This window comes from Paenibacillus sp. MZ04-78.2 (genome assembly GCF_024213375.1).
Lineage (GTDB): Bacteria > Bacillota > Bacilli > Paenibacillales > NBRC-103111 > Paenibacillus_G.
Genome location: NZ_JANAVJ010000021.1, coordinates 35,502 through 61,327, shown reverse-complemented (window position 1 = coordinate 61,327; position 25,826 = coordinate 35,502). Strand labels below are relative to the sequence as shown.

Genomic DNA, 25,826 nt, shown 5'->3' with positions numbered 1-25,826 from the left:
CGAGGACCATGAAGGTATTATGGGCGCATGACCATACGTTTTATTTTAACGATTCCGGGAAATTTTTTTCCAGCGGAAAGCTGCCCTACTCGGTGTGGGAACGGTATTTGACCGTATTTGACGAAATTACGGTGGCGTCCCGGGCGAAAAAAATATCTTCGGACACGGAAATTGCGAATAAAAGCTTATCAAGCGGCAAAAATGTGGAATTTGTCGTGCTGCCTTCCCTCAGCAATCCGGTGAACAAGCTGACGAAAAAAGGCTATATCGAGCGTGTGCTGACCGAATCGATCGCGCAGTCGGATGCGGTAATCGCCCGGCTGCCAAGCGAAATTGGCTCGGAAGCGGTGGCGATCGCCAAGAAGCTGAAGAAGCCTTTTGCCGTGGAGATGGTCGCCTGCGCTTGGGATGCGCTGTGGAATTACGGCAATCTGCAAGGGAAGGCGTACGCGCCCATTGCGACGCTGAAGACGAAAGCGCAGGTGAAGGAAGCGCCGTTTGCGATCTACGTGACGAAGCAATTTTTGCAGCACCGCTATCCGAATACGAGCGGATATACCGAAGGCTGCTCGGACGTGGAAATTCCGGATCTATGCCCTGAGGTAATGGAACGGCGTCTCCGTAAAATCGAGGCCGGGGCGAAGCCCGTTATTCTGGGGCTGATTGGCAATCTGAACGGCAAGACGAAAGGCATTGCGACGGCGCTGGCGGCGTTGGCCCGAGTGAAGCCGAAGCTGCCGGCGTTCGAATTCCGGGTGCTCGGCGGAGGCGACAAGGAGCCGTGGGAAGCGCTGGCGGCCAACTTCGGCCTGCGGGAACACGTCCGGTTCGACGGCGTTCTGCAGAGCGGCGATGCCGTCTTCGAGTGGCTGGATCAAGTGGATCTTTACTTGCAGCCGAGCTTCCAGGAAGGCTTGCCGAGAGCGACGGTCGAGGCGATGAGCCGGGGATGTCCGGTCATCGGGTCGACCGCCGGGGGCATCCCGGAGCTTATCGATCCGCAGTATCTGCATAAGCCCGGCAATGACAAGCAGCTGGCCCGGCTGATCGAGCAATATATCTCTGACACACGCTGGATGACCGAACAAGCGCAAGCCAACTATCGGAAAGCAGGGAACTATACGAAAAACCAGCTGGATCAGGAACGGCAGGAATTTTGGGAGAAGTTCTCTCAATTCGTGAAGGAAGGGAAGGCGCAGCGATGAAAATTTTAGTCACCGGCTCCGCAGGCTTTATCGGGTATCATCTATCGGCGAAGCTGCTTCAAGAAGGCTTCTCCGTGGTGGGAGTAGACTGCTTAAATGACTATTACGACGTCAGACTGAAGGAAGACCGGTTAAATGGATTGCTGGAGTATGATGCCTATGCTCATTACAACTTCGACCTGCGCGATCAGAAGTCGCTCGATGCGCTGTTCGCTTCCCATGATTTTGCGGCGGTCGTTCATCTTGCGGCCCAAGCGGGCGTGCGGTATTCCATGGTCAATCCGGGGGCGTACATCGACTCCAACATTACCGGCTTCCTGCATATGCTGGAGAGCTCCCGCAAGCATCGCATTCCGCATCTTATCTATGCGTCCTCCAGCTCGGTCTACGGGGCGAATGTGAAAATGCCGTTTTCCGCGACCGATGCGGTCAATCATCCCGTCAGTCTGTATGCGGCCACGAAAAAAGCGAACGAGCTGATGGCCCATACGTACAGCCATTTGTACGGATTGCCGACGACGGGCTTGCGCTTCTTCACGGTATACGGGCCTTGGGGAAGACCGGACATGGCATATTTCTCGTTCACGAAGGCGATTATGGAGGGCAAGCCGATCCAAGTGTTTAACGAAGGCCAGATGATGCGCGATTTCACCTACATCGACGATATCGTGCAAGGCATCGTGCGTCTGCTCTTCCGTCCTCCGGCGCATAACGACAGCTGGAACCGGATGGAGCCGGACCCGTCCTCCTCGTACGCGCCCTATAAAATTTATAATATCGGCAATAACCGGCCTATTCCCTTGATGAAGTTCATTCATACGATTGAGGAGTGTCTCGGCAAAGAGGCGGTGATCGAATTCAAGCCGATGCAGCCCGGCGACGTGCAGGCGACGTATGCCGATATCGACGAGCTGGCGCAGGAGGTCGGCTTCACGCCCAAGACCAGCATCGAGACCGGAATTAAGGCCTTTACCGATTGGTACTGCCAATATTATCACGAGGTAACCGTATGAAAAAGGTCGCTCATATTTGCACAAGCGCCATCTCCCATAAAATTTTGGCGGACAAGATGGCGGTGCTGCAGAAGGCGGAATATGAGGTTCATCTGATTTCGTCTCCCGACGGTTATGACGAGGAATTCATGAAACGATACCGCCTGAAGCTCCATTTCGTACCGATGAACCGGAAAATTCATGTTTTGGACGATCTGCGTTCGATCCTTCAGATGCGTTCGCTGCTTCGGCGCGAGCAGTTCGATATCGTCCATACGCATACGGCGAAGGCCGGACTGATCGGCCGGGTGGCCGGGTGGCTGGCCCGGACGCCGATGATCCTGCATACGAGCCACGGCCTGCCGTTTTTCGACGGACAGAAATGGGTGATAAGCTTCATCTACCGCAGCCTGGAGAGGCTGGGCGCGCTGTTCTGCGACGCGCTTTCCTCGCAAAACCGCGAGGATATGGAGAAGCTGCAGGAGCTGGCGCCGGGCAAGCCGGTCTACTACGAGGGGAACGGCGTCGATTTGAACCGGCTGGACGAGTTCCGCTACCGCATCGATCAGGCCGAACTGGACCGGGTGCGGCAGGAGGCGCTCATCCCCGAAGGAAAGAAAATCATCCTGATGGCGGCCCGGCTGGAGCCGGTAAAAGATCACGCCTTTCTGCTGGAATCGCTTCGTCTGCTCAAAGACAAGCACGCGCATGACTTCTGCTGCGTCCTGGCCGGGAAAGGTCCGCTCGAAGCGGAAATCCGGAGAAAGATCATGGAGCTGGGCCTTGAGGAGGACGTGAGGCTGATCGGGCATCAGAGCTATATTTACCCTTGGATCAAGCTGGCGGATATCGTCGTCCTCTCTTCCGAGAAGGAAGGAATCCCCCGTTTCCTGATGGAAGCGATGGCCTTCTCCAAGCCGGCGGTAGCCAGCGACGTTCTCGGAACAAGGGAGCTGGTGAAGCATAGCGAGACCGGATTTTTGGTCCCTTATAAGCAGCCCGAGCCGTTTGCCGACGCTCTGCACAAGCTGCTCGGAAGCGATGAGCTGCTGAAGCAATTCGGCAGCGAGGCGCGCAGCGTGATCGAGCGCGAATATACGGAGCAGGCGGTCGTTGGGAGGCTGCACCGCATATACAGGGAGATCGAGCAAAAGAAAACGGCCCGGAAACGAAAATCCGTGCAGCGCATCAAGCGCGTGCTCGATTTCACCGCTGCTCTGACGGCGGTCATCGCGTTCGCTCCGCTGCTCGTCCTTGTCGCGCTGCTGGTCCGCCTGAATCTGGGCTCGCCGGTGCTGTTCCGACAACAGCGCCCCGGGCTTCGCGGCAAGCCGTTTCACGTGTACAAGTTCCGCACGATGAACGACCGGAAGGATAGCAAGGGCGAGCTGCTGCCGGATGCCGAACGGCTGACCGCCTTCGGCAAGCTGCTGCGCAAAACAAGCATGGACGAGCTGCCTCAGCTGTTCAACGTGCTGCGTGGAGATATGAGTCTGATCGGGCCGAGGCCGCTCCTGATGGAATATTTGCCGTTGTATACGGAGGAGCAGCAGAAGCGGCATTGGGTTCGTCCGGGCATTACCGGCTGGGCTCAGGTGAACGGAAGAAACGCGATCTCCTGGGAGGAGAAATTCGCGCTGGACGTCTGGTACACCGACCACCCGTCGCTGATGCTGGACGCGAAAATCCTATGGATGACGGTGAAAAAAGTATTCCGCGCCGACGGCGTTCAGCAGGCGGGACATGTCACGACGAGTAAATTTACAGGCAACCGGAAGGTGGAGGGGTTCTAGCATGAAGAAGCTCGTCCTGATCGGCGGAGGCGGTCATGGAAAGGTCGTCCTCGATGTGATGCGGGCCCAGGGGGAATATGAACTGGCCGGGATCGGCGACGACAAGTATACGCACAGCTTTAGGCAGGACGGCATCCTCCATGGTCCGGTGGCGGACATGGCGGAGCTGCTGCGGGAAGACGATTGCCGGCTGTTCATCGCCATCGGCAACAATCGCACCCGCCATACCGTCATGGAGCGGCTCGGGTACCCCGAATCCCGCTACGCGGTGCTGATTCATCCGAGGGCGACGCTCGGAAGCGAGGTGACGATCGGCGGCGGTACGGTCGTCATGCCGGGAGCCGTCATCAATCATGGCGCCCGGATCGGCGCTCAATGCATCATCAACACCGGCGCCATCGTCGAGCACGAGAACAGGCTCGGAAGCTTCGTGCATATTTCTCCCTCCGCAGCCTTAGCGGGCGATGTCACGGTAGGAGACGGAACGCATATCGGGCTTGGCGCGAAAGTGATCGAAGGATTAACGATAGGCGGCTGGAGCACGCTCGGAGCGGGAGCGGTTGCCGTTCACGACATGCCGGCTCAATGCACGGCCGTAGGCGTACCCGCCAAACCAATCAAATACGCTGATCAGCCGGATCAGCTTGCACAGAGGAGGGCGTAGCGAAATGTCGCTGAATCAAAGGATTTACCTGTCTCCCCCGCATATGGGGCAAGAAGAGCAGCAATGGGTGCAGCAAGCTTTCGCCACCAACTGGATCGCGCCCTTAGGGCCCAACGTCGATGTCTTTGAGAAGGAGATTGCCGGGTATGTCGGAGCCGACGGAGCTTTGGCGCTCGGCTCCGGTACGGCGGCCATCCACCTAGCTTTGCGTTTGCTCGGAGTTGGCGCCGGAGATACGGTGTTCTGCTCAAGCTTAACGTTTGTCGCCAGCGTGAATCCGGTGATGTATCAAGGGGCGGAGCCGGTCTTCATCGACTCTGAGCCGGAGAGCTGGAATATGTCTCCGCAAGCGCTGGAGCGTGCGCTGTCCGAAGCCAAGCGTGCCGGGAAGCTTCCGAAAGCGGTCGTTGTCGTCAATCTGTACGGGCAAAGCGCAGACATGGACCCGCTGCTTGATTTATGCGACCAATACGGCGTTCCCGTCATCGAGGATGCCGCCGAATCGCTGGGCGCGACGTACAAAGGGCGGGCCAGCGGAACGCTGGGCAGGTTCGGAGTCTACTCGTTCAACGGCAACAAAATCATCACCACCTCCGGCGGAGGCATGCTGGTGTCGGACGACCTTGAAGCTTTGGAGAAGGCCAGATATTGGGCGACTCAGGCCCGGGACCCCGCACCGTATTACGAGCACAGCGAGGTCGGGTTCAACTACCGGATGAGCAACGTGCTCGCCGGCATCGGCATCGGTCAGCTTCATCAGCTTCCCGAACGAATCGAAGCGAGGCGCGCCATCTTTGCAAACTACGCCGAAGCGCTTGGTTCTATGGAGGGCATCGAGTTTATGCCGGAGGCGTCCTTCGGCCAAGCGACCCGTTGGCTGACGGCATTGACCGTCGACCCGCAAGCTGCGACAACGACGGTGGGGGACATCATCCAAGCGCTCGCGGAGGCGAACATCGAGTCCAGACCGGTGTGGAAGCCAATGCATCTGCAACCGCTCTTCCAAGGCTGCGCCTATTATCCGCATCAGGAGGGGCACAGCGTATCCGACCAGCTGTTCGGGCAGGGCATTTGCCTGCCTTCCGGCTCCAGTCTGACCGAAACCGAGCAAGCGAAAGTGATTGAGATCGTCAAAACACTCGTATGCGGAGGTATGACTCATGAAATTGCGTAAAGCGATCATTCCGGCAGCAGGACTGGGAACGCGCTTCCTGCCTGCAACCAAAGCCCAACCGAAAGAAATGCTGCCGATTGTGGACAAGCCGACGATTCAATACATTATTGAAGAGGCGATTGCCTCCGGGATCGAAGATATTCTGATTATTAGCGGACGCGGAAAGCGGGCCATCGAAGATCACTTCGACAAGTCGTTCGAGCTGGAGGAGACGCTGTCGAAGAAGGGCAAGAACAAGGAGCTGGAGCAAATTCAAGCCATTTCCGAGATGGCGAATATCCACTATATCCGACAAAAAGAGCCGAAGGGTCTCGGTCACGCGATCTGGTGCGCGCGCAGCTTTGTCGGCGACGAGCCGTTTGCCGTTCTCCTCGGCGACGACATCGTGCAATCGAGCGAGCCGTGCCTGAGCCAGCTCATTCGCGTGCATTCCCGGTATTCCTCCTCGGTCGTCGGCGTGCAAAAAGTGAACGACGAGGACGTGTCCAAATACGGGATCATCGCTCCCCGGGGATCGTCGATCGAGCCGGAGGTGTTCTTCTTGGAGACACTGGTCGAGAAGCCTTCGAAAAAAGCGGCTCCATCCAACTATGCCATCATGGGCCGGTACATTTTGACGCCGGACATTTTCGATATTTTGGAGAGTCTCCCGGCCGGTGCGGGCGGCGAAATCCAGTTGACGGACGCGCTGAAGCGGTTGAACGAGAAAAAGCCGGTCATCGCCTACAATTTCCAAGGGGCCCGGCATGATGTAGGGGACAAATTCGGCTTTATCAAAGCGACGTTGGACTTCGCGCTGCAGCGCGACGATTTGCGCAATGACGTGATGAACTATATCCGGACGATGTACGAAAGTGAGCCTTCATTTTACAGTAAGGTGGCGAAATAAGTTATGCACAATATAACAGTGATTGGTACGGGATATGTCGGTCTGGTGTCGGGAACGTGCTTTGCCGAAATGGGCAACCGCATCATCTGCTGCGATGTGAACAAGGACAAAATCGCCATGCTGCAAAACGGAGAGATTCCCATCTACGAGCCGGGCTTAAAGGAGCTTGTCGCGAAGAACGTGGCGGAAAACCGTCTCTTCTTCACCTCCGAAGTCGGCGAGGCCATTGAAGATTCCGACATCATTTATATTGCGGTTGGCACGCCTATGGCGGAGAACGGCGAAGCCGATATGCGCTACGTGAAGGAAGTAGCCAAGACAATCGGCAAGCATTTGAACACGTACAAAATTATCGTCAACAAAAGTACGGTGCCGGTCGGTACGGGAGAGCTGGTGCGGACGATCGTCGCCAACAACCGAATCAACGAACGTGTTCATTTTGACGTCGTGTCCAACCCCGAATTTCTGCGCGAAGGTTCGGCGATTGCGGATTGCATGAACATGGAGCGGGCGGTGATCGGGGCGACGAGCGACAAGGCGGCCAAAGTCATTGCGAAGCTGCACGAACCGCTGCAGACGAAAATTTTCATTACGGACCTGCAAAGCGCGGAGATGATCAAATATGCGGCCAACGCCTTTCTGGCCACGAAAATTTCGTTTATCAACGCCATCGCCAATCTGTGCGAGCGGGTCGGGGCCGACGTGACTCAAGTGTCGGAAGGCATGGGGATGGACAGCCGGATCGGCGGGAAATTTTTGCAGGCCGGTATCGGCTACGGAGGCTCCTGCTTCCCGAAGGATACGTTTGCGCTTGCCCATATGGCCGATCAGGCCGGGTATGATTTTACGCTGCTGAAATCCGTCATTTCAACGAATGAGGCGCAGCCGTACGTGATGCTGAAGAAGCTGCAGGATTTGTTCGGTGACTATGCCGGAAGGCGGATTGCGGTGCTTGGGCTTGCCTTTAAACCGAACACGGACGATATGCGCTGCGCTCCGTCGCTTGTTATTATCGACGAGCTGGTGAAAAAAGGTGCTATCGTACAAGCGTACGATCCGATCGCCATTCCGAACGCCCGGGCGCTGCTGCCTGCCGAGGTGGCCTATTTTGACAGCGTTGAGGCGGCAGTGACGGACTGCGACGCCTGCCTGATTTTAACCGAATGGGATGAGATTGCGGGCATGGATCTTGCTTCCGTTCGCAGGCTGCTGAAATATCCGTTCCTGGTGGACGGGCGCAACTGCTTCTCGCTCCAGGAAATATACGAACACGGCTTTGTTTACCATTCGGTTGGCAGGCCGGCAGTATTGACGGCTAGGAGTGAATCCCATCCGGTCAATTACTAAGCTCCTTATCCTTGTTCCTGTGTTGCTGTGGACGCTGCTTATTTTTAACTTCTCTTCCCAGTCCTACCATAAGCAGAGTATACATCCAATTTTACATAAATGGTTCACGAAGGAGGGGATGCTTAACGTCGTACCTGAAATGACCATTCACTATCATCATTCTACGATTGAAGCCAGGAAGCAGCCGTTTGAATTTATCGAGTTTTTGTTTCGTAAAGGTGCGCATTTGTTCATGTATGCGATGCTGGCAGTTTGTGCTTGGTTCGCGTTGATTCAAGCCCGATGGAAGCTTGGCTTCAAGCTATTGCTTGCGATCGTTTATGTGATTGGCATAGCTTCGGTGGACGAATGGAATCAAGCGAGAAGTGTGGAGCGTACCAGCGCAATGCAGGATATTGTATTGGATTCAATCGGCGGATTCCTTGGCTTGGTGGTTCTCATCCTATGCCTGGCGATGTTCCGCAAAATCAGACGGAACAGTGCGCTTCGAAGAGGGGAGGTTCCATGAAGGCGAGAATGAAAAAGGCCTTAGTAGTCGGGACAGTGGTTGTATTGCTGCTGCTTGCCGGCGGATATTGGGCGCTTCATGCGGTGCAGGAACGGATGACAGCGGCTCTTGCCAGTCTGGCGGAAGAAGCGCCAGCAAAAAGCCGGCTGGTGAACGATCCGGAGAAGCGGACCGAAGCGGCGCGCCAAGCTCCGGCCTCCGAGCAGCCTTCGGTATCGCAGCAGAAGCCGGCGGAGGCCCCGAAGCCGGGCGATTCCCCGGCACCGTCGGGGAAAGCAGAGCAGGCTCAGTCGCCAGCGCAGGCACCGGCCACGGTCCCGCAGGCAACCGGCAAGCCGTCCGACCCGAAGTCGGGCAGTACAGGCTACAAGGCTGAAATATCCGAAAGCAAAGCGAAGGAAGTGCAGGATCAAATTTCGCTGGCCGAGCAAGTCAAAATCACAACTGTGCTGCTTAAAAAGTTAGATGGAAATGATTTAAAACAATTACAGAGTATGTTCGACAAAGGCGTTTCCTTGGAGGATAAAAGGAAAGCCAAGGTCATGATCTTGGAAAAGCTTTCGGAAGAGGAGTACGACGAGCTGATTGCAATTGCTTCGAAATATGGTTTGAGCAAGGGCAAAAGCTACGAGGAGTCTCTTCAGGAGAAAAAATGAGCTCTGCATAACTTTATAAAACTAAGGGAGAGAAAACTATGAAAAAAAGGAAAGCCACCTTGACAAAGTTTCTTGCAGTCGTGATCGCGGCAGCCTTGACGACGCCGGCACTATCTGCGCCGAAAGCCGAAGCGGCATCGCTAACATTTGAGAACCAGTCGCCGCTGGTTAACTTCAACGGACCTACCGTGATCAACTTGAATGTGCTCCTCGGAGAAAAGTTTAATATGGACAAATGGTTCGAGACGAATTTCGGCTGGAGCACTCCAAAACCGTCAAAGAGCGATAAGGAAAAGGAACAGCAGGAGAAAGAGAAGCAGGAGAGAGAGAAGCGGGAAAAGGAACGGCTAGAGAAAGAGAAGCAAGAGAAAGAAAAGCAGGAGAAGGAGCGGTTAGAGAAGGAAAAGCAGGAAAAAGAAAAGCAGGAAAAAGAAAAGCAAGAGAAGGAAAAACAGGAGAAAGAGAAGCAAGAAAAGGAAAAGCAGGATAAGGAAAACGGCAATGGAAACGGCAACGGCAATGGTAATGGCAACGGGAATGGTAACGGCAACGGCAACGGCAACGGCAACGGCAATGGCAATGGCAACGGTAATGGTAACGACAACGACAACGACAATGGAAATGGTAAAGGTAACGGCGATAAGGAGAAGGATAAAGAGTACAAGGAAATCACGAAAAATGCGACTCAGCAGCTCATCCATCTCCGTAATGAAAGCAAGCAGGAATTGATGGGGATCGCCATTCAAGCCAAGCAGGCGAAAAACTCCAAGGAAAGAGCAAGTATTTACCAGCAGGGAGAAAGCACGTTTAACGAAAAAACAGCTCAATTCAACGCCATTCTCGATAGCGTAAGAAGCGAGTTGGAGTCTAAAGGCTTCAGCACGGATATCATCAACGAATATCAAGAAGAGTTTAACAAAGAAGTTGAATTGGGACAAAGTCTGCTGCAAGCTCTCGTGCATTAACCATCGGGAACCGGCGATCGCCTACGGGTATCGCCGGTTTTTTCGTATCCGGCCGGAAAGCAGACGCTTTTCAGGTATGAAATGTCAGCGCAAACCGCAAAATACAGGTAGTTCACAATAAGGAGGGAATTCGAATGAGCCAAGTGCATGATCATGCAGGTAATGCCGAACTGGAGGATCTGGGCACTCATGCGGCCGGGGCTACCGACCTGCACCAGACGCGTACGACCGAGCAGGCCGTGCAGATCGATCCGCCGGTTGCCGGAAGCCCGGGCCCAATTGACCGCCGCGAGGAACGCTTCAGCGTACAAAAGAATGAAGATTCCGTTTAGCGACGGTTCGAACCAGATCATCCCGCAAAAAAACGAAGAACAGTGTACCGGAACGAACCGGGCCTGTTCTTTTTTCGTTATTCCTCGTCGGCAAAAAGCTCTCTAAGCATGCGTTCCCGATTATGCAGAAATTGCTTCATAATGATATAGTGATCGGTTTCTTCCACATTGATGTGCTCGATTCCGTCCGGCGTCAAATAATAAGCCAGAGCATCCGGATAGCCCATCAGAATGGGCGAATGCGTCGAGATGATGAACTGCGAATTTTTCTTGACCAGCGCGTGGATGCGGGCGAGCATGGACATTTGCTTCAAGGGAGATAGCGCCGCTTCCGGCTCGTCCAGAATATATAGCCCGTTGCCTCCGAAACGGTGAAGGAAGGCCGCAAAAAACGATTCGCCGTGCGACTGCTCGTGCAGCGATTTGCCCCCGTATGAATTGATGATGGGAGGGGCGGGCGACAGTTCGCTATCCAGCCGATCGATATTGGTCGCGAGATTGTAGTAGGTTTCCGCCCGGAAGAAGAAGCCGTCCCTTGGCCTATCGATCCCGCGCACCAGACGGATATGCCGGTGCAACTCCGAGTGGGATTCGTGCGTCGCGAAATTGAAGTTCAAGCTGCCGCCTTCGGGATTGAAGCCCCAGGCAACGGCGATGGCTTCAAGCAGGGTGGACTTGCCCATGCCATTCTCGCCGATGATGTAGGTGACCTTGGGATGGAAGTGCAGGGTGGTCAACTGGCGCAAAGCCGGGAGGTGAAACGGATATTCGGCAAAAGACGGCACGTTCTCCCGCCTCAGCTCCATACTTCTCACGAACGGATCTTTATCGTATATCCCCATAAGGTAATGCCTCCTTCCAGTTGATCATTGACTCTATTATACAGAAAAGCCGGCAAGTCGCGAACTATGCCAGCAAAACGTACGAATAATAAGATATAAACCGAAAAAAAGCAGCCGTCCCGCTTTGAAGTGAGACGACTGCTTTTTTTCGGTTTGGATGAGAATCAAGCTTGATTAAGGATTAAGTACGTATACCTGCACATTCTGCATACCGAAGAGCTTGGCTTGAGCGCGGCTCTCGGGAAGGAAAATATCGACCCTGTTGCCTTTTATCGCTCCTCCGGTATCCGTCGCTGTGGCGTACAAGCCGTCAGCGGGCAGGCCCTTATAGGAGTAGCCTTTGATCAATACCTTGGAACCGAGCGGAATGACCGAAGGATCTACGGCGATCGTTCCAAGTTTCAAGGGGTTGCCCATATAATCGACTGGGCCATATCCGCCGTTCTCTGCAGGAGACGCGGTGTAGGCTGTCGCTTTGACTTCGATCATTTTGCTGTAAGCCGGCGCGGGCGCCTTGGAAGCCGTTTGAACGGCTGCGCTTGGGCGATACCAGGCAGGCGCATGATAATTGCCGTCAGCGCCGAGAATCGCGATGCGGTTTTGATTGTCCCATTGCGTCTGGATGTCGAACGAATCCGAGATTAAGCGGACCGGCACATAGACGCGGCCGTCGACGAATTCCGCGGCGCTTTCGAGCTGCTCGCGCTGCCCGTTGACCGTAACCGACTTATTCCCGGTTTGCAGCGACAGGCTGTTTTTATCGTCTTTGATTGTAATTTTGATCTCGGAACCGGCAGGCTCCCAATTCAGCTGGTAGCCGAGTTTGTCCGCGACGACGCGCGCCGGAACTTGAAGCTTGTGATTCTCATCCACAAACGGCTGGGCGTCCGGAAACTGCACCAGCTTGTCGTTCACCTGAACCTTGACGTCCTCCGCCAGACGCACCGGTTCATCGGCATAGGCCGCCGGAGTGTAGACGGGCAGTATCGCGGGCAGCGTGAACAGGCATGCAAGAAGCACGCTTTTCAAACCAAATTTCATATTCTTTTTCCCTCCTGTAAGCCTCCGAGGTTAGTTGTCGGGTTCGGGAAGAGGTAGGCTCCCTAGCTGCGAACCGTTGCGGTCCTGCGGCATTCACCCCATGTATTGCGTCCCCCGTACGTACACGAAATTTGCTGTGCGATTCGGCTTTTAAGAATTTACCACAGGCTCGTTGCTGGTATCAATACATAAAATCATCCAACAACTGCCGGAAAATAGCAGAGCTTTTTTCCTCCCAAGCAGGAATTGCGGTACAATAAAAGAGTGTTCGGGGGCATCCGTTGATTTGGGACGGTCCTGGTCCCGGGAAAGGAGCAGCGCCATGTATAAGCGGGATTATATTTTACGGATGATCGAACAAGCGGTGGAAATGCTGCATAAAGTGATGTTTCATCGGCGGAATCAACAGCTGCGGGAAGCGATGGAGCTGCTGAACCAAGCGATGCGGCAGCTGCTCGGCGTCGGCTCGAAGCTGGTCCATGCGCTATCGGTCAAAGATTTGCTGGCATTGCTGTCCAAAGACGGCGAGGTCGATCAGGGAAAAGTGCTTGTATGCGGAGACATGCTCAACGCCCAGGCGGCTTTGCACACGGACTCCGGAGAAGAGGCGGCGGCCAGAGCGGCGGCGGCTAAATCGCTGGAGCTGCTGTTAACGGCCAGAGAGCTGGATGCGCGCGATGAGCTGCGCGAGGAATTCACAGACCGGATCGAGTCCGCGCTTGCCTTGGTTGGACGGGCTCCTATGTCTGCGGGTTTGCTTAAAGTACTTATCCCTTATTATGAAGCAAGCGGCCGATATGGACGGGCGGAGGATGCGTTTTTCCATTTGCTGGCCGAGCTGGAACGGACGAAGGAAACCGAGGAGCGGCTTGAACAGCTAAGATTCGGTATTCGGATGTACGAACGATGGCTGGGCTTGGATTCAGCGGCGCTGGAGCAGGGAAATTTGTCGAAAGAAGAAGTGCAGGACGGGCTGAACGAGCTGATTCGCATAAAAAAGAGCATTTTGGAGCAAGGATAAGCTGTACGGTATTTTGTGCGAAAATGCGAACTATTTTTGCTTTAAATAAAAAAATGTTCGTCTTTTGGAGTTGACATGCGGTGTTTAAGACTGTTAAACTAAAGAGGATGAAAGCCTTAACAAAATCGAATAGTCTCGTATAATGTCGGGAATATGGCCCGAAAGTCTCTACCCGAAAACCTTAAATTTTTGGACTACGAGTGAGCGAAGTTTCAGGGGTCGGCATAAGCATGCCAGACCTTAGCTTGCGCTTGGGGAGTATTCTTGTCGTCCTGCCGATAGACTGCGCTTGTCAGTACTATCCAATGGGCGTTTTGTTTTTTTCTTCTATAAATATAGGGTCAAACATCGATGCGACCGACACGGAGGTTACCAATGTCTGTTCTTGTTGGAGTCATTATGGGCAGCCAGTCCGACTGGGAAACGATGAAGCATGCTTGCGACGTGCTGGACGAGCTCGAAGTGCCTTATGAAAAGAAAGTCGTCTCCGCTCACCGGACGCCCGACCTGATGTTCGATTACGCCGCGTCAGCGGCAGAACGCGGATTGAAGGTCATTATTGCCGGAGCCGGAGGCGCGGCGCATTTGCCGGGCATGGTGGCGGCGAAGACGGTGCTGCCGGTGATCGGCGTGCCGGTCAAATCGTCCACGCTGAACGGCCTCGATTCGCTGCTATCCATCGTTCAGATGCCGGGCGGCATTCCGGTCGGCACTGTGGCGATCGGACATGCCGGAGCGACGAATGCGGGGCTGTTGGCCGCTCAAATGCTCGGCGCCTTCGATCCGGCACTCCAGCGTAAAGTAGCGGAGCGCCGCGAAAAAATCGCGCAAACCGTTATTGAAAAGAGCGTGCTGGAATGACGCGGCAGACGGATCAAAACCGAACGTACGACCCATCGAAAGTATGGCTCCCCGGCGCTGCGATTGGCGTGCTTGGGGGAGGGCAGCTTGGACGGATGATGGCTCTGGCGGGAAGCGCTATGGGCTACCGGTTCGTGACGTTGGACCCGACGCCGGATTCGCCTTGCGGCCAAGTGGCGGACCGGCAAATTGTCGCGCCTTATGATGACGTCGATGCCGCGCGGCAGCTTGCGGAGCTGGCCGATGTCATCACATACGAGTTCGAGAACGTGGACGCCGATGTTACCAAGCTGCTGATGGCCGAGTCGTACGTGCCGCAGGGCAGCAAGCTGCTGTACACAACGCAGCATCGGCTGCGCGAGAAGCGGGCGATTGAAGCCGCAGGCGTCAAGGTCGCGCCGTATGCCGAAATCGGCAGCGCGGAAGAGCTGCGCGAAGCGGTCCGCCGCTTCGGTACGCCGTGCGTGCTAAAGACGGCGACGGGCGGGTACGACGGCAAAGGGCAGTGGGTCATTCGCTCGCTGGACGAAGTGCAGGAGGCGTACGATACGTTAAGCCGGGCCCGGACGGAGCTTGTGCTGGAGCAGTTCGTTCATTTCACGAAGGAACTGTCGGTCATTGCGGCCCGCAGCCCGCGCGGGGAAGTCAGAGCTTTTCCCGCTGCGGAGAATGTGCATGTGAACAACATCTTGCACTTGTCCATCGTACCGGCGAGAGTGCCGGAAGAGGTGCAGCGGGAAGCGGAGCGGATGGCGCTGCGGATCGCCGAGGAGCTGGATGTGATCGGGCTCATTGCCGTCGAGCTGTTCCTTTCCGCAGATGGCGAGCTGTTCGTCAACGAGCTGGCGCCGCGTCCGCATAACTCCGGGCACTATACGATGGAGGCGTGCCGGACGTCGCAGTTTGAGCAGCACGTACGGGCGATCGCGAACCTGCCGCTTGGAGACCCCGCGCTGATGACGCCGGTCGTCATGGTCAATGTGCTGGGCGAGCATGTGCAGCCGCTGCTGGACTGGATCGTCAAGCCGGAAGCGGAGCAGGTGCCGGGCGTGACGGCGAAGGTGCATTTGTACGGGAAGCATGAAGCCAAAGCCGGCCGCAAGATGGGGCATGTGAACTTGCTCGCGGCCTCGCATGAGGCGGCATTCGATTGGATAGAGGCTTCAAAAATATGGGAAGCTATAAAATAGAAAGATAAAAGCGGAGGATGGAGAAACCATGATCGAACGTTATACGAGACCTGAGATGGGCGGCATTTGGACGGAAGAAAACAAATTTAGGGCGTGGCTCGAAGTCGAGATTCTTTCCTGCGAAGCGTGGGCGGAACTGGGTGTAATCCCGAAGGAAGACGTAGCCGAGCTGCGCAAAAACGCAGACTTCAACATCGACCGCGTCTACGAAATCGAGCAGGAGACGCGCCACGATGTGATCGCCTTCACGCGTGCGGTATCCGAGACGCTCGGACCGGAGCGGAAATGGGTACACTACGGCTTGACTTCCACGGACGTGGTCGATACCGCGCTCGGTTACTTGCTGAAGCAGGCCAACACGATTTTGGAGAAGGACCTGCTGAACTTCATTGAGATTTTGAAGGACAAGGCGGTTGCTTACAAAGATACGCCGATGATGGGACGGACGCACGGCGTGCATGCCGAGCCGACGACGTTCGGGCTGAAAATGGCGCTGTGGTACGAGGAAATGAAGCGCAACCTGGAGCGTTTCCGCTTTGCGGCGGACGGCGTGCAGTACGGCAAAATTTCCGGCGCGGTCGGCACATATGCGAACATTGATCCTTTTGTGGAGGAATACGTATGCGGCAAGCTTGGCACGAAGCCGGCGCCAATCTCCACGCAGACGCTGCAGCGCGACCGTCACGCGGAGTACATGGCGACGCTGGCGCTGGTCGCGACCTCGCTCGACAAGTTTGCGACGGAAATCCGCGGGCTGCAGAAGAGCGAATTCCGCGAGGTGGAGGAGCCGTTCGCCAAAGGGCAAAAAGGCTCGTCCGCGATGCCGCACAAGCGCAATCCGATCGGCTGCGAGAGCATCTCCGGAATGGCACGGGTCATCCGCGGCCATATGGTTTCCGCTTACGAGAACGTGACGCTGTGGCACGAGCGCGATATTTCGCACTCCTCGGTCGAGCGGATCATTTTGCCGGATGCGACGATCCTGCTCAACTATATGCTGAACCGCCTCGGCAACATCGTGAAGAACCTGACGGTGTTCCCGGAAAATATGAAGCGCAACATGCAAAGCACGTACGGCGTGCCGTTTTCCGGCCGCGTCATGACGAAGCTGATCGACAAAGGCTTCAGCCGCGAGCAAGCGTACGATACGGTGCAGCCGCGCGCGATGCAGGCGTGGGAGGAGCAGCGTTCGTTCCGCGACATCGTCGAGAATACGCCTGCGATCCGGGAGCATCTAAGTCTGGAAGAGATCGAGGATGCGTTCAACCCGAGCTGGCATTTGAAGCATGTGGATACGATTTTCAAGCGTCTCGGCTTGAGCTGATCTAAACGGGGGAGGCCTGACGAAGCGATGAGTGGAACGACGACAACGGCCATTTCGAGTGCCGAGCCTTACGTAAAGGCGCCGCTGCTCTACAAAGGCAAAGTCCGGGAGCTGTACGATCTCGGCGAGCACTACCTGATCGCGGTCACCGACCGCATCTCCGCGTTCGACTGGGTGCTGAGCCCGGCGGTGCCGGACAAAGGCAACGTGCTGAATTCGCTCAGCCGCTTCTGGTTCGAGCAGACGGCAGGCATCCAGCCGAATCATCTGGTGCACGCTGACGTGGATCGGCTCGGGGAGCTGGTCATGGACCGCGAGATTATGAAGGACCGGTTCATGGTCACGAAAAAGGCGCAGCGGATCGACATCGAATGCGTCGTGCGCGGCTACATTACCGGCGGCGGCTGGCGGCAGTACCAGAAAACTGGCGAGGTAAACGGACACAAGCTGCCGGCGGGCATGCGCAAGAACGAGCGGTTTCCGCAGCCGATTTTCACCCCCGCCGCGAAGAACGACGTCGGCCATGACGAGGACATCACGATCGAGCGCATGACCGAGCTGGTCGGCGTGGAGCTGACGCAGCAGCTTCAAGAGATAAGCATCCGGCTGTACGAGTTTGCGCGGGAGTTTTGCGAGGCGCGCGGCATTATTTTGGCGGATACGAAGTTCGAATTCGGTCTGATCGACGGCGAAATCATCCTGATTGACGAAATTTTTACGCCGGATTCCTCCCGCTTCTGGGACAAAAGCAAATACGAGCTCGACATCGAGATCGACGGCATGGACAAAGAGCCGGTCCGGACGTATTTGTCCGGCACCGATTGGGACAAAAACAGCGAGCCGGACCCGCTGCCTCCGCATGTGGTGGAGGAGACTTCCCGGCGTTACCGCGATATCTATAACCGTTTGGCGCAAGGGTAAGCTGGCTTGCCGGGGCGGCAAGCCGCCGCTCCGCGGATAACGCGCTTCAGGATAGGCCCAAAATGATTAACTTAATGTGGGAGGTACTTTTCCTAATGTTCAAAGCAACGGTATACGTAACGATCAAGCAAAGCGTTCTGGATGTGCAAGGAACCGCCGTACAGGGCGCGCTCCACTCGATGGGCTTCGACGAAGTGGAGAAGGTGAGAATCGGCAAATATTTGGAAGTGGAACTGAACACAAACGACCGGGCTGCGGCGGAAGAGCGGTTGAAAGCGATGTGCGAAAAGCTGCTCGCAAACACCGTGATCGAGGATTACCGTTTCGAGCTGGTACAGGGTTAATCAAAAGGAGGCGCGCGTGATGAATTTCGCGGTGTTGGTATTCCCCGGCTCCAACTGCGATATCGACTGCTATAAAGCGGTAGAGGATACGATCGGACAGCCAGTGGATTACGTGTGGCATACGGAAACGGACTTATCGAAGTATGATTGCATTCTTATTCCCGGCGGCTTCTCGTACGGCGACTACCTGCGCTGCGGCGCGATTGCCCGCTTTGCCCCGGTCATGAACGCCTTGGTGAAAGCGGCGGCGGAAGGAAAATACATTCTGGGTATTTGCAACGGATTCCAGATTTTGCTGGAATCGGGTCTGCTGCCAGGAGGCATGCTGCGCAACCGGTCGCTCAAATTCCGCTGCCACGCAGCCATGCTGCAGGTGGAAAATACGAACACACCGTTTACTTCGGATTACACGAAGGGCGAGCTGATCAACATTCCGATCGCCCATGGCGAAGGCAACTATTACTGTGATGAGACAACGCTGGCGGAGCTGAAAGCGAACAACCAGATCGTGTTCCGTTACGAAGCGGGCAACAATCCGAACGGTTCGGTCGACGATATTGCCGGCATTTGCAACCGGGCGGGCAACGTGCTGGGCATGATGCCGCATCCGGAGCGAGCGGTGCATGAGCTGCTCGGCTCGGCGGACGGACGGAAGATGTTTACATCGATTTTGAGCACCTGGAGGGAGAAGCATGGCGCAGCAGCTATCGGCTAAGGAACCAACGGCAGAGCAAATTGCCGAGCAGCAGATTTACAAGCAGTTCGGCGTATCGGATGCGGAGTATGACAAAATTTGCGGGTTTTTGGGCCGGAAGCCGAACTACGTCGAGATCGGCGTATTCAGCGTCATGTGGTCCGAGCACTGCTCCTATAAAAATTCGAAAGCGGTTCTCCGCAAATTCCCGACAAGCGGACCCCGTGTCCTGATGGGGCCGGGCGAAGGCGCAGGCATCGTCGATATCGGCGACAACCAGGCGGTGGTGTTCAAAATCGAAAGCCATAACCATCCTTCGGCGGTCGAGCCGTATCAAGGCGCGGCGACGGGAGTCGGCGGCATTATCCGCGACATTTTCTCGATGGGCGCAAGACCGGTGGCGGTCTTGAACAGCTTGCGTTTCGGCCGTCTCACGAATGACCGTGTCAAATATTTGTTCGAGCATGTCGTTTCAGGGATTGCTGGATACGGCAACTGTATCGGCATCCCGACGGTTGGCGGCGAAGTCATGTTCGACGAGAGCTACGAAGGCAATCCGCTCGTCAATGCGATGTGCGTCGGTCTGATCGATCACGACAAAATCCAAAAGGGCGTCGCCAAAGGCGTCGGCAACCCGGTCTTCTACGTCGGCCCGGCGACGGGACGCGACGGCATTCACGGCGCGACGTTTGCCTCCGAGGACTTGACGGCGGAGTCCGAAGCGAAGCGTTCGGCGGTGCAGGTCGGCGATCCGTTCATGGAGAAGCTCGTGCTGGAAGCATGCCTTGAGCTGATCGATTCCGGCATCGTCGTCGGCATTCAGGATATGGGCGCCGCAGGCTTGACCTGCTCCAGCTCGGAGATGGCCAGCAAGGCCGGCAACGGCATGGAGCTGTATCTGGACGAGGTGCCGCAGCGCGAGGAAGGCATGACGCCTTACGAGATGATGCTGTCCGAGTCGCAGGAGCGGATGCTGTTCGTTGTGAAGCCGGAGCACGAAGCTCAGGCGAAAGCGATTTTCGAGCGTTGGGGGCTGCACTGCGCGAAGGTGGGCAAAGTGACTGACGACGGCAACCTGAAGCTGTTCCATAAGGGCGAGCTGGTCGGTGACATGCCGGTCAAAGCGCTTGTAGACGACTGCCCGATGTATCACAAGCCTTCCGCGGTACCGGCTTATTATGAGGAGAACGGCAAGATCGACACGCTTCGTTACCCGGAAGTGACGGATTTGAACGGCGCGCTCAAGCAGGTGCTGGCTTCCCCTACGGTAGCGAACAAAGAGTGGATTTATAACCAATACGATTATATGGTGCGTACCAGCACGGCGGTTCAGCCGGGCTCCGACGCGGCGGTCGTGACGATTCGCGGCTCCCGCAAGGCGCTGTCCATGTCCACGGACTGCAACGGACGCTATGTCTACCTCGATCCGGAAGTCGGCGGCCGCATCGCTGTAGCGGAAGCGGCGCGCAACAACGTCTGCTCCGGCGCGGAGCCGCTGGCGATTACGGACAACCTGAACTTCGGCAGCCCGGAAAAGCCGGACATTTTCTGGCAGCTGGAGAAATCGGTCGACGGCATGGCCGAAGCTTGCCGCAAGCTGAATACGCCGGTGATCGGCGGCAACGTCAGCTTGTACAACGAGAACGCCAAAGGCGCGATTTATCCGACGCCGGTCGTCGGGATGGTCGGCTTGGTGCATGACACCGACCATATTACGACGCAGGGCTTCAAGCGCGAAGGCGACGTGATCCTGCTGCTCGGCGAGACAAAAGCAGAGCTGGGCGGCAGCGAGTTCCAATATGTCGTTCACGGCGTCACGGAAGGCCGTCCGCCGCAAATCGATTTGGACGTGGAAAAAACGCTGCTGGATGCGGTGCTGACGGCGATTCAGCAGGGGCTGGTCGCTTCCGCGCACGACTTGTCCGAAGGCGGACTGGCCGTCGCGCTGGCCGAGAGCTGCATGAGCGGTCGTCTCGGGGCGAAGGCGAACTTCGCTTCGGAGCTGCGCCCGGATATCGCGCTGTTCAGCGAAAGCCAATCCCGCCTTCTGCTAAGCGCAGCCCCGGACAAAGCCGAAGCGCTGCAGAAGCTGCTGACAGAGCGCGGCGTGCCGGTGCAAGCGCTCGGTACGGTCGGCGGCGGCTCGCTGCAGCTTCAAGTCAATGGAAAACCGGTTATTGATGCATCTGTGACGGAACTAGAAAAGGTTTGGAAGGATGCGATTCCATGTCTGATGAACAGCTGATCGGCGGACAGGGAGAAGAGGCAGCAAAAATCATTCGTTCGGCTTCCGGAGTGGCAATGCCTCTCTGGACCGGGCGCTACTATAACGAAGGCCATACCGGCCAGGACAGCTTTATGGACAAGCTGGGGGAAGAGTGCGGGGTTTTCGGCGTGTTCGGTCATCCCGAAGCCGCTTCGCTTTCGTACTACGGCCTCCATGCGCTGCAGCACCGCGGACAGGAAAGCGCGGGCATCTGCGTAGCGACCGGGGAGTCGTTTCATTATCACCGCGGCATGGGGCTTGTGAAGGAAGTGTTCAACAACGATAACCTCGCCCCCATGACCGGAAATGCATCGATTGGACACGTGCGTTATTCGACAGCGGGCGAAAGCAAGCTGGCCAATGCGCAGCCGCTCGTGTTCAAATACCGCGGAGGCGACCTGGCGATTGCTACGAATGGCAACTTGACCAATGCGCCTCAAATCAAGGATCAGTTGGAAAAGGAAGGGTCGATTTTCCAAACGACCAGCGATACGGAAGTGGTAGCGCACTTGATCGCCCGCTCGAAGCAGAACGATATCGTCTCCGCCGTAAAGGAGACGCTGCTCCGGGTGGAGGGCGCGTATGCGTTTATGTTTTTGACGAAGGACAAGCTGATCGTCGCGCGGGACCCGCACGGCTTACGGCCTTATGTGATGGGCCGTCTTGGCAACGCGTGGCTGTTTGCTTCCGAATCCTGTGCGTTCGACACGGTCGGGGGCAAATATTACCGCGACATCGAGCCGGGCGAGCTGCTGGTGTTTGACTTCAAGACCGGCGCAATGACGGAAGATCGCTTCTCGCCGATCAAGCAGCGTGCGATCTGCGCGATGGAATACGTTTATTTTGCCCGGCCGGACAGCGATATCGACGAGACGAACATCCATTCTGCGCGCAAGCGGATGGGACGCCAGCTGGCAATTGAAGCGTTCGTCGATGGCGACATCGTTACCGGCGTGCCGGATTCCAGCATTTCCGCTGCGATCGGCTACGCGGAGCAAACAGGCATTCCATACGAGCTGGGCCTGATCAAAAACCGCTATACCGGCCGGACGTTCATCCAGCCGAGTCAGGAGCTGCGCGAGCAGGGCGTCAAGATGAAGCTGTCGGCGGTGCGCAGCATCGTCGAAGGCAAGCGCGTCGTCATGATCGACGACTCGATCGTGCGCGGCACGACCTCGCTGCGCATCGTCAACCTGCTGCGCGAGGCCGGCGCGAAGGAAGTGCACGTGCGCATCAGCTCGCCGCCGTTTGCGAACCCATGCTTCTACGGCATTGATACGCCGAGCCGCACGGAGCTGATTGCGGCGGTCAAGTCGGTGGAGGGAATCCGCCAAGCGATCAATGCCGACTCGCTGTATTTTCTCAGCAAAGAGGGACTACTTGCGGCGATCGGACGTCCGAACGTGGAAGTCAACCGCGGGCTGTGCACGGCCTGCTTCGACAACAGCTACCCGACGCCGATTCCCGACGAAGCCGCTCTTGGCTGCGGCTGCGATTGATTGTGGCCAGCAGCAGGCTGGCGGCGCGAGTGTAGTGGCTACAGTGAGGCCGCGTTAAGCGGGAGAATGCCAATACCTTTTAAACGCGCCAGCTTGCTTTTGACCTAACCCGGCGGTCCCGGGCTGCCCGGACCGCCTTTTTACGATAGCGCAGATTTTCCTGCGCAAAATTTTTGACGGAGCGCTTAGGCGGAGGTTCGTGTGTCTGCTGGGGCTTATGCTTACGAAGCAGTTTTCCCGAGGGAAAACTCTTAGTCTACGTGCCGCCTTTGAAAACGGGTTATTCCCACTACTAATATCAAATAAGATAACCCGTTTTCAAGAGCGGCCGCAGGCAGACAGCACGAACTGGAGCCGTAACAAGCGCAGTCAACCACTTTTGGGGAGGAACAATCCAAGTGTCCGATGCATATAAACAAGCCGGTGTCGATATCGCGGCCGGCAACGAAGCGGTAGAGCGCATGAAGAAGCACGTCAAGACGACCTTCCGTCCGGAAGTGCTGACAGACCTCGGCGGCTTTGGCGCGCTGTTCGGCCTGAACAAGGACAAATACGAAGAGCCGGTGCTCGTTTCCGGTACGGACGGTGTCGGCACGAAGCTGAAAATCGCTTTTGCGATGGACAAGCACGACACCATTGGCATCGATGCCGTGGCGATGTGTGTGAACGATATTGTCGTGCAGGGCGCGGAGCCGCTCTTTTTCCTCGACTATCTTGCCTGCGATAAAGTGATTCCGGAAAAAATCGAAGCGATCGTCAAAGGCATCAGCGACGGCTGCGTGCAGTCGGGCTGTGCGCTGATCGGCGGCGAAACGGCGGAAATGCCGGGCATGTACAGCGAAGGCGAGTACGATATCGCGGGCTTTACGGTCGGCATCGTCGACAAGAAGAAGATCATCGACGGCTCCACGATCCGTCCGGGCGACGTTGTCCTGGGGCTCGCTTCGAGCGGCGTTCACAGCAACGGCTTTTCGCTCGTGCGCAAGCTGCTGCTGGAAGACAAGGGTTACACTCTGCACGATACGATCGACGAGTTGGGCGGCCGTCTGGGCGACACGCTGCTCGTGCCGACGAAGCTTTACGTCAAGCCGGTGCTGGCGGTGCTTGAAGTATTGCCGATTAAAGGGATGGCTCACATTACAGGCGGCGGTTTCCTGGAGAACATTCCGCGTGTGCTGCCGGAGAGCGTCAATGTCGAGATCGATTACGGCTCTTGGCCAATTTTGCCGATTTTCCAGTTGATGCAGCGGGAAGGCGGTATCAGCAACAACGATATGTTCCGCACGTTCAACATGGGGATCGGCATGGTCGTTATCGTGGCGGAGGATCAGGCCGCACGGGCTGCCGAGCTATTCGCGCAGCATGGCGAGAAAGCCTATACGCTTGGCCGCGTAACGGCAGGGGAGCGTAAAGTTACGTTTACCGGGGCGGTCGTATGAGAACCGAACCGTTGCGTATTGCCGTATTTGCCTCGGGCAGCGGAAGCAACTTCCAGGCGATTGCGGATGCGGCAATAGCAGGCCGGCTCGATGCGCGCATCGAGCTTTTGGTCTGCGACCGGCCAAAGGCCGGAGTGGTGGAGCGGGCCAAGCAGGCCGGCGTGCCTGTTCATACGTTTCGTCCGAAGGATTACGATTCGCGCGAAACGTATGAGCGGGAAATTTTGACGATGCTACAGCAAAAGCAAGTCGAGCTTGTCGTTCTTGCAGGGTACATGCGCATTGTGACGAATGTGCTGGTGGACGCGTATTGGGGACGCATGCTCAATATTCACCCTTCGCTGCTGCCGTCGTTCCCGGGTCTTGATGCCGTAGGACAGGCGCTGCGGCACGGGGTCAAGGTGACTGGCGTGACCGTTCATCTTGTCGACGGGGGCCTCGACAGCGGACCGATTTTGGCGCAGCGCGCCTTGGACATTGAACCCGGCGATACGGAGACTTCCGTCGCCGAACGAATCCATCGCATCGAGCACCGGTTGTACCCCGAAGTGATACAGGCGATTGCTACGGGAAGCATCCGCTTGGAGGATGCCGCCAACAAATATAAGGAGGACGGGACCGCATCATGAGCCAAACGACGAATCAAACGCAAGTATTGGAGCTCCGTTACGGAATGAACCCGCATCAAAAGCAAGCGAAGCTGATTGGGGAAGGGACGCTGCCGATCAAAGTAGTGAACGGCGACCCCGGTTTTATCAATCTGCTGGACGCTTTTAACGGCTTCCAGCTCGCAAGGGAGCTGCGCCGCGCAACGGGGCTGCCTGCCGCCGCTTCGTTCAAGCATGTCAGTCCGGCAGGCGCAGCCGTAGCTGCGCCACTAACGCCTGAGCTGAAGAAAGCTTATTTCGTGGAAGGCCTGGAGCTGTCGCCGCTGGCAACCGCTTATGCACGAGCTCGTGGCGCCGACCGCATGTCCTCGTTCGGCGATGCCGCCGCGCTCAGCGATATTGTGGACGCCTCGACGGCATCACTGTTGAAGCGGGAGGTATCCGACTTGGTCGTGGCCCCGGGATATACCGACGAAGCGCTGGAGATTCTCCGCGCCAAGAAAAACGGCGGTTACCTGATTCTCCAAATCGATCCGGATTACGTTCCGAATCCGGTCGAAACCCGTACGCTGTTCGGCATGACGCTGCAGCAGGAGCGAAACGACGCCGTCATCGACGAAACGGCGCTGGAACGCATTGTGACGAACAACAAAGAGCTTCCGGAGAACGCGAAGCGCGACCTTCTCATTGCGCTCGTGACGCTGAAATATACGCAATCCAACTCGATCTGCTACACGCTGGACGGTCAAACGATCGGGATCGGCGCCGGCCAGCAATCGCGCATTCATTGTACCCGTCTGGCCGGAGACAAAGCGGACCGCTGGTTCCTTCGCCAGCATCCGACGGCGTTGAACATGGCTTTCCGTCAAGGGCTCTCCCGTGCGGAGCAAAACAACGCCATCGATCTGTGGCTGGAAGAAGAGCTGACGCCGGTGGAGCAGGCGGCTTGGGAAGCTTGCTTCGAGCAAGTACCGGCGCGTCTGACGCGCGAAGAGAAACGCGAATGGCTGAACAAGCTGCAGGGCGTTTCCTACGGCTCCGACGCTTTCCTGCCGTTCCGCGACAATCTGGACCGTGCCAGCCGCAGCGGCGTCAAGTACGTCGTGCAGGCAGGCAGCTCGATGCGCGACGAAGAAGTCGTGAAAGCAGCCAACGATTACGGCATGGTCATGGCTTACTCGGGAGTCCGTTTGTTCCACCATTAAGAAACGAAATGGCATTACTCCGTAGTGCCTAAGCCTATGCTTACGA

25 protein-coding genes, 1 pseudogene and 2 riboswitches are annotated in these 25,826 nt (G+C 56.6%); of the genes and pseudogenes, 24 read left to right on the top strand and 2 right to left on the bottom strand.

Going from position 1 to position 25,826, the window contains the following annotated elements; genetic code table 11:
* Window positions 1–8: 8 nt before the first annotated feature.
* The 12 genes and pseudogenes from NLX71_RS16075 to NLX71_RS16020 all read left to right on the top strand — a co-directional run bounded on the left by NLX71_RS16075 (window position 9) and on the right by NLX71_RS16020 (window position 10,525).
* On the top strand, window positions 9–1,205 hold the full coding sequence (locus NLX71_RS16075; protein WP_254364827.1) for a glycosyltransferase family 4 protein: 1,197 nt from the start codon (window positions 9–11) through the stop codon (window positions 1,203–1,205).
* Window positions 1,202–2,218: an NAD-dependent epimerase gene (locus tag NLX71_RS16070; protein WP_254364825.1), complete on the top strand. Its 1,017-nt coding sequence runs from the start codon at window positions 1,202–1,204 to the stop codon at window positions 2,216–2,218. The genes NLX71_RS16075 and NLX71_RS16070 overlap by 4 nt, the downstream gene beginning before the upstream one ends.
* A pseudogene (locus tag NLX71_RS26850) lies at window positions 2,215–3,264 on the top strand (glycosyltransferase family 4 protein); the annotation flags it as partial. The gene NLX71_RS16070 and the pseudogene NLX71_RS26850, both read left to right, overlap by 4 nt.
* Window positions 3,265–3,393: 129 nt before the next feature.
* The gene (locus NLX71_RS26845) at window positions 3,394–3,990 is read left to right on the top strand and encodes a sugar transferase (protein ID WP_375377933.1); all 597 of its coding nucleotides are present in this window, start codon (window positions 3,394–3,396) and stop codon (window positions 3,988–3,990) included.
* Between the two features lies 1 nt (window position 3,991).
* Window positions 3,992–4,654 carry an acetyltransferase gene (locus NLX71_RS16055; protein ID WP_254364824.1) on the top strand — a complete coding sequence of 221 codons (663 nt, stop codon included), beginning with the start codon at window positions 3,992–3,994 and terminating at the stop codon, window positions 4,652–4,654.
* 4 nt (window positions 4,655–4,658) lie between these two features.
* On the top strand, window positions 4,659–5,828 hold the full coding sequence (locus NLX71_RS16050) for a DegT/DnrJ/EryC1/StrS family aminotransferase (RefSeq protein WP_302058267.1): 1,170 nt from the start codon (window positions 4,659–4,661) through the stop codon (window positions 5,826–5,828).
* Window positions 5,815–6,717 carry a UTP--glucose-1-phosphate uridylyltransferase GalU gene (gene galU, locus NLX71_RS16045; protein ID WP_254364822.1) on the top strand — a complete coding sequence of 301 codons (903 nt, stop codon included), beginning with the start codon at window positions 5,815–5,817 and terminating at the stop codon, window positions 6,715–6,717. Before NLX71_RS16050 ends, galU begins: the two co-directional genes overlap by 14 nt.
* A gap of 3 nt (window positions 6,718–6,720) precedes the next feature.
* On the top strand, window positions 6,721–8,064 hold the full coding sequence (gene tuaD, locus NLX71_RS16040) for a UDP-glucose 6-dehydrogenase TuaD (RefSeq protein WP_254364817.1): 1,344 nt from the start codon (window positions 6,721–6,723) through the stop codon (window positions 8,062–8,064).
* Complete coding sequence (locus NLX71_RS16035; protein ID WP_309248959.1) at window positions 8,039–8,572, top strand: VanZ family protein; 534 nt, start codon at window positions 8,039–8,041, stop codon at window positions 8,570–8,572. Before tuaD ends, NLX71_RS16035 begins: the two co-directional genes overlap by 26 nt.
* Window positions 8,569–9,228 (top strand): hypothetical protein, encoded by a 660-nt coding sequence (locus NLX71_RS16030; RefSeq protein ID WP_254364815.1) that lies wholly within the window; start codon window positions 8,569–8,571, stop codon window positions 9,226–9,228. The genes NLX71_RS16035 and NLX71_RS16030 overlap by 4 nt, the downstream gene beginning before the upstream one ends.
* Window positions 9,229–9,266: 38 nt before the next feature.
* Entirely contained in the window at window positions 9,267–10,193 is a 927-nt protein-coding gene (locus NLX71_RS16025) for a hypothetical protein (RefSeq protein ID WP_254364813.1), read from the top strand.
* Between the two features lie 134 nt (window positions 10,194–10,327).
* Window positions 10,328–10,525, top strand: coding sequence for a hypothetical protein (locus tag NLX71_RS16020; RefSeq protein ID WP_254364812.1), 198 nt, complete (start codon window positions 10,328–10,330; stop codon window positions 10,523–10,525).
* 77 nt (window positions 10,526–10,602) lie between these two features.
* Here the strand turns inward: NLX71_RS16020 and NLX71_RS16015 are convergent, their stop codons facing one another.
* Both NLX71_RS16015 and NLX71_RS16010 read right to left on the bottom strand, forming a co-directional pair.
* Entirely contained in the window at window positions 10,603–11,367 is a 765-nt protein-coding gene (locus NLX71_RS16015; RefSeq protein WP_254364810.1) for an AAA family ATPase, read from the bottom strand.
* A 174-nt stretch (window positions 11,368–11,541) separates the two neighbouring features.
* A complete protein-coding gene (locus NLX71_RS16010) occupies window positions 11,542–12,408 on the bottom strand; it encodes a stalk domain-containing protein (protein WP_254364809.1) in 867 nt (288 codons plus the stop codon).
* Window positions 12,409–12,412: 4 nt separating this feature from the next.
* Window positions 12,413–12,567: riboswitch (cyclic di-AMP (ydaO/yuaA leader) on the bottom strand.
* 163 nt (window positions 12,568–12,730) lie between these two features.
* Between NLX71_RS16010 and NLX71_RS16005 the strand changes: the two genes are divergently transcribed.
* The 12 genes from NLX71_RS16005 (at window position 12,731) to NLX71_RS15950 (ending at window position 25,780) form a co-directional block, all read left to right on the top strand.
* Window positions 12,731–13,429 carry a DUF6483 family protein gene (locus tag NLX71_RS16005; RefSeq protein WP_254364807.1) on the top strand — a complete coding sequence of 233 codons (699 nt, stop codon included), beginning with the start codon at window positions 12,731–12,733 and terminating at the stop codon, window positions 13,427–13,429.
* Window positions 13,430–13,544: 115 nt separating this feature from the next.
* A riboswitch (purine riboswitch) is annotated at window positions 13,545–13,646 on the top strand.
* 158 nt (window positions 13,647–13,804) lie between these two features.
* The gene (gene purE / locus NLX71_RS16000) at window positions 13,805–14,290 is read left to right on the top strand and encodes a 5-(carboxyamino)imidazole ribonucleotide mutase (protein WP_254364806.1); all 486 of its coding nucleotides are present in this window, start codon (window positions 13,805–13,807) and stop codon (window positions 14,288–14,290) included.
* Complete coding sequence (purK, locus tag NLX71_RS15995; protein WP_254364805.1) at window positions 14,287–15,480, top strand: 5-(carboxyamino)imidazole ribonucleotide synthase; 1,194 nt, start codon at window positions 14,287–14,289, stop codon at window positions 15,478–15,480. The genes purE and purK overlap by 4 nt, the downstream gene beginning before the upstream one ends.
* A gap of 28 nt (window positions 15,481–15,508) precedes the next feature.
* Window positions 15,509–16,804 (top strand): adenylosuccinate lyase, encoded by a 1,296-nt coding sequence (gene purB / locus NLX71_RS15990; protein ID WP_254364803.1) that lies wholly within the window; start codon window positions 15,509–15,511, stop codon window positions 16,802–16,804.
* 27 nt (window positions 16,805–16,831) lie between these two features.
* The gene (locus NLX71_RS15985) at window positions 16,832–17,725 is read left to right on the top strand and encodes a phosphoribosylaminoimidazolesuccinocarboxamide synthase (protein ID WP_254364801.1); all 894 of its coding nucleotides are present in this window, start codon (window positions 16,832–16,834) and stop codon (window positions 17,723–17,725) included.
* 95 nt (window positions 17,726–17,820) lie between these two features.
* Window positions 17,821–18,069 carry a phosphoribosylformylglycinamidine synthase subunit PurS gene (gene purS, locus NLX71_RS15980; protein ID WP_025845489.1) on the top strand — a complete coding sequence of 83 codons (249 nt, stop codon included), beginning with the start codon at window positions 17,821–17,823 and terminating at the stop codon, window positions 18,067–18,069.
* 19 nt (window positions 18,070–18,088) lie between these two features.
* Entirely contained in the window at window positions 18,089–18,784 is a 696-nt protein-coding gene (gene purQ / locus NLX71_RS15975; RefSeq protein WP_254364799.1) for a phosphoribosylformylglycinamidine synthase subunit PurQ, read from the top strand.
* Window positions 18,762–21,008, top strand: coding sequence for a phosphoribosylformylglycinamidine synthase subunit PurL (gene purL / locus NLX71_RS15970; RefSeq protein WP_254364798.1), 2,247 nt, complete (start codon window positions 18,762–18,764; stop codon window positions 21,006–21,008). The genes purQ and purL overlap by 23 nt, the downstream gene beginning before the upstream one ends.
* Entirely contained in the window at window positions 20,990–22,528 is a 1,539-nt protein-coding gene (gene purF, locus NLX71_RS15965; RefSeq protein ID WP_375377932.1) for an amidophosphoribosyltransferase, read from the top strand. Before purL ends, purF begins: the two co-directional genes overlap by 19 nt.
* A 398-nt stretch (window positions 22,529–22,926) precedes the next feature.
* Complete coding sequence (gene purM, locus NLX71_RS15960; protein WP_254364796.1) at window positions 22,927–23,967, top strand: phosphoribosylformylglycinamidine cyclo-ligase; 1,041 nt, start codon at window positions 22,927–22,929, stop codon at window positions 23,965–23,967.
* Window positions 23,964–24,596 (top strand): phosphoribosylglycinamide formyltransferase, encoded by a 633-nt coding sequence (purN, locus tag NLX71_RS15955; protein WP_254364794.1) that lies wholly within the window; start codon window positions 23,964–23,966, stop codon window positions 24,594–24,596. The genes purM and purN overlap by 4 nt, the downstream gene beginning before the upstream one ends.
* Window positions 24,593–25,780 carry a phosphoribosylaminoimidazolecarboxamide formyltransferase gene (locus tag NLX71_RS15950; protein WP_254364793.1) on the top strand — a complete coding sequence of 396 codons (1,188 nt, stop codon included), beginning with the start codon at window positions 24,593–24,595 and terminating at the stop codon, window positions 25,778–25,780. Before purN ends, NLX71_RS15950 begins: the two co-directional genes overlap by 4 nt.
* Window positions 25,781–25,826: the final 46 nt, after the last annotated feature.

Excerpts from the sequence above, each read along its gene's own strand:
- NLX71_RS16075 (WP_254364827.1), top strand. The coding sequence starts at position 9 with ATGAAGGTATTATGGGCGCATGACCATACGTTTTATTTTAACGATTCC.
- NLX71_RS16070 (WP_254364825.1), top strand. The coding sequence starts at position 1,202 with ATGAAAATTTTAGTCACCGGCTCCGCAGGCTTTATCGGGTATCATCTA.
- NLX71_RS16055 (WP_254364824.1), top strand. The coding sequence starts at position 3,992 with ATGAAGAAGCTCGTCCTGATCGGCGGAGGCGGTCATGGAAAGGTCGTC.
- NLX71_RS16050 (WP_302058267.1), top strand. The coding sequence starts at position 4,659 with ATGTCGCTGAATCAAAGGATTTACCTGTCTCCCCCGCATATGGGGCAA.
- galU (WP_254364822.1), top strand. The coding sequence starts at position 5,815 with ATGAAATTGCGTAAAGCGATCATTCCGGCAGCAGGACTGGGAACGCGC.
- tuaD (WP_254364817.1), top strand. The coding sequence starts at position 6,721 with ATGCACAATATAACAGTGATTGGTACGGGATATGTCGGTCTGGTGTCG.
- NLX71_RS16030 (WP_254364815.1), top strand. The coding sequence starts at position 8,569 with ATGAAGGCGAGAATGAAAAAGGCCTTAGTAGTCGGGACAGTGGTTGTA.
- NLX71_RS16025 (WP_254364813.1), top strand. The coding sequence starts at position 9,267 with ATGAAAAAAAGGAAAGCCACCTTGACAAAGTTTCTTGCAGTCGTGATC.
- NLX71_RS16020 (WP_254364812.1), top strand. The coding sequence starts at position 10,328 with ATGAGCCAAGTGCATGATCATGCAGGTAATGCCGAACTGGAGGATCTG.
- NLX71_RS16015 (WP_254364810.1), bottom strand. The coding sequence starts at position 11,367 with ATGGGGATATACGATAAAGATCCGTTCGTGAGAAGTATGGAGCTGAGG.
- NLX71_RS16010 (WP_254364809.1), bottom strand. The coding sequence starts at position 12,408 with ATGAAATTTGGTTTGAAAAGCGTGCTTCTTGCATGCCTGTTCACGCTG.
- NLX71_RS16005 (WP_254364807.1), top strand. The coding sequence starts at position 12,731 with ATGTATAAGCGGGATTATATTTTACGGATGATCGAACAAGCGGTGGAA.
- purE (WP_254364806.1), top strand. The coding sequence starts at position 13,805 with ATGTCTGTTCTTGTTGGAGTCATTATGGGCAGCCAGTCCGACTGGGAA.
- purK (WP_254364805.1), top strand. The coding sequence starts at position 14,287 with ATGACGCGGCAGACGGATCAAAACCGAACGTACGACCCATCGAAAGTA.
- purB (WP_254364803.1), top strand. The coding sequence starts at position 15,509 with ATGATCGAACGTTATACGAGACCTGAGATGGGCGGCATTTGGACGGAA.
- NLX71_RS15985 (WP_254364801.1), top strand. The coding sequence starts at position 16,832 with ATGAGTGGAACGACGACAACGGCCATTTCGAGTGCCGAGCCTTACGTA.
- purS (WP_025845489.1), top strand. The coding sequence starts at position 17,821 with ATGTTCAAAGCAACGGTATACGTAACGATCAAGCAAAGCGTTCTGGAT.
- purQ (WP_254364799.1), top strand. The coding sequence starts at position 18,089 with ATGAATTTCGCGGTGTTGGTATTCCCCGGCTCCAACTGCGATATCGAC.
- purL (WP_254364798.1), top strand. The coding sequence starts at position 18,762 with ATGGCGCAGCAGCTATCGGCTAAGGAACCAACGGCAGAGCAAATTGCC.
- purF (WP_375377932.1), top strand. The coding sequence starts at position 20,990 with ATGTCTGATGAACAGCTGATCGGCGGACAGGGAGAAGAGGCAGCAAAA.
- purN (WP_254364794.1), top strand. The coding sequence starts at position 23,964 with ATGAGAACCGAACCGTTGCGTATTGCCGTATTTGCCTCGGGCAGCGGA.
- NLX71_RS15950 (WP_254364793.1), top strand. The coding sequence starts at position 24,593 with ATGAGCCAAACGACGAATCAAACGCAAGTATTGGAGCTCCGTTACGGA.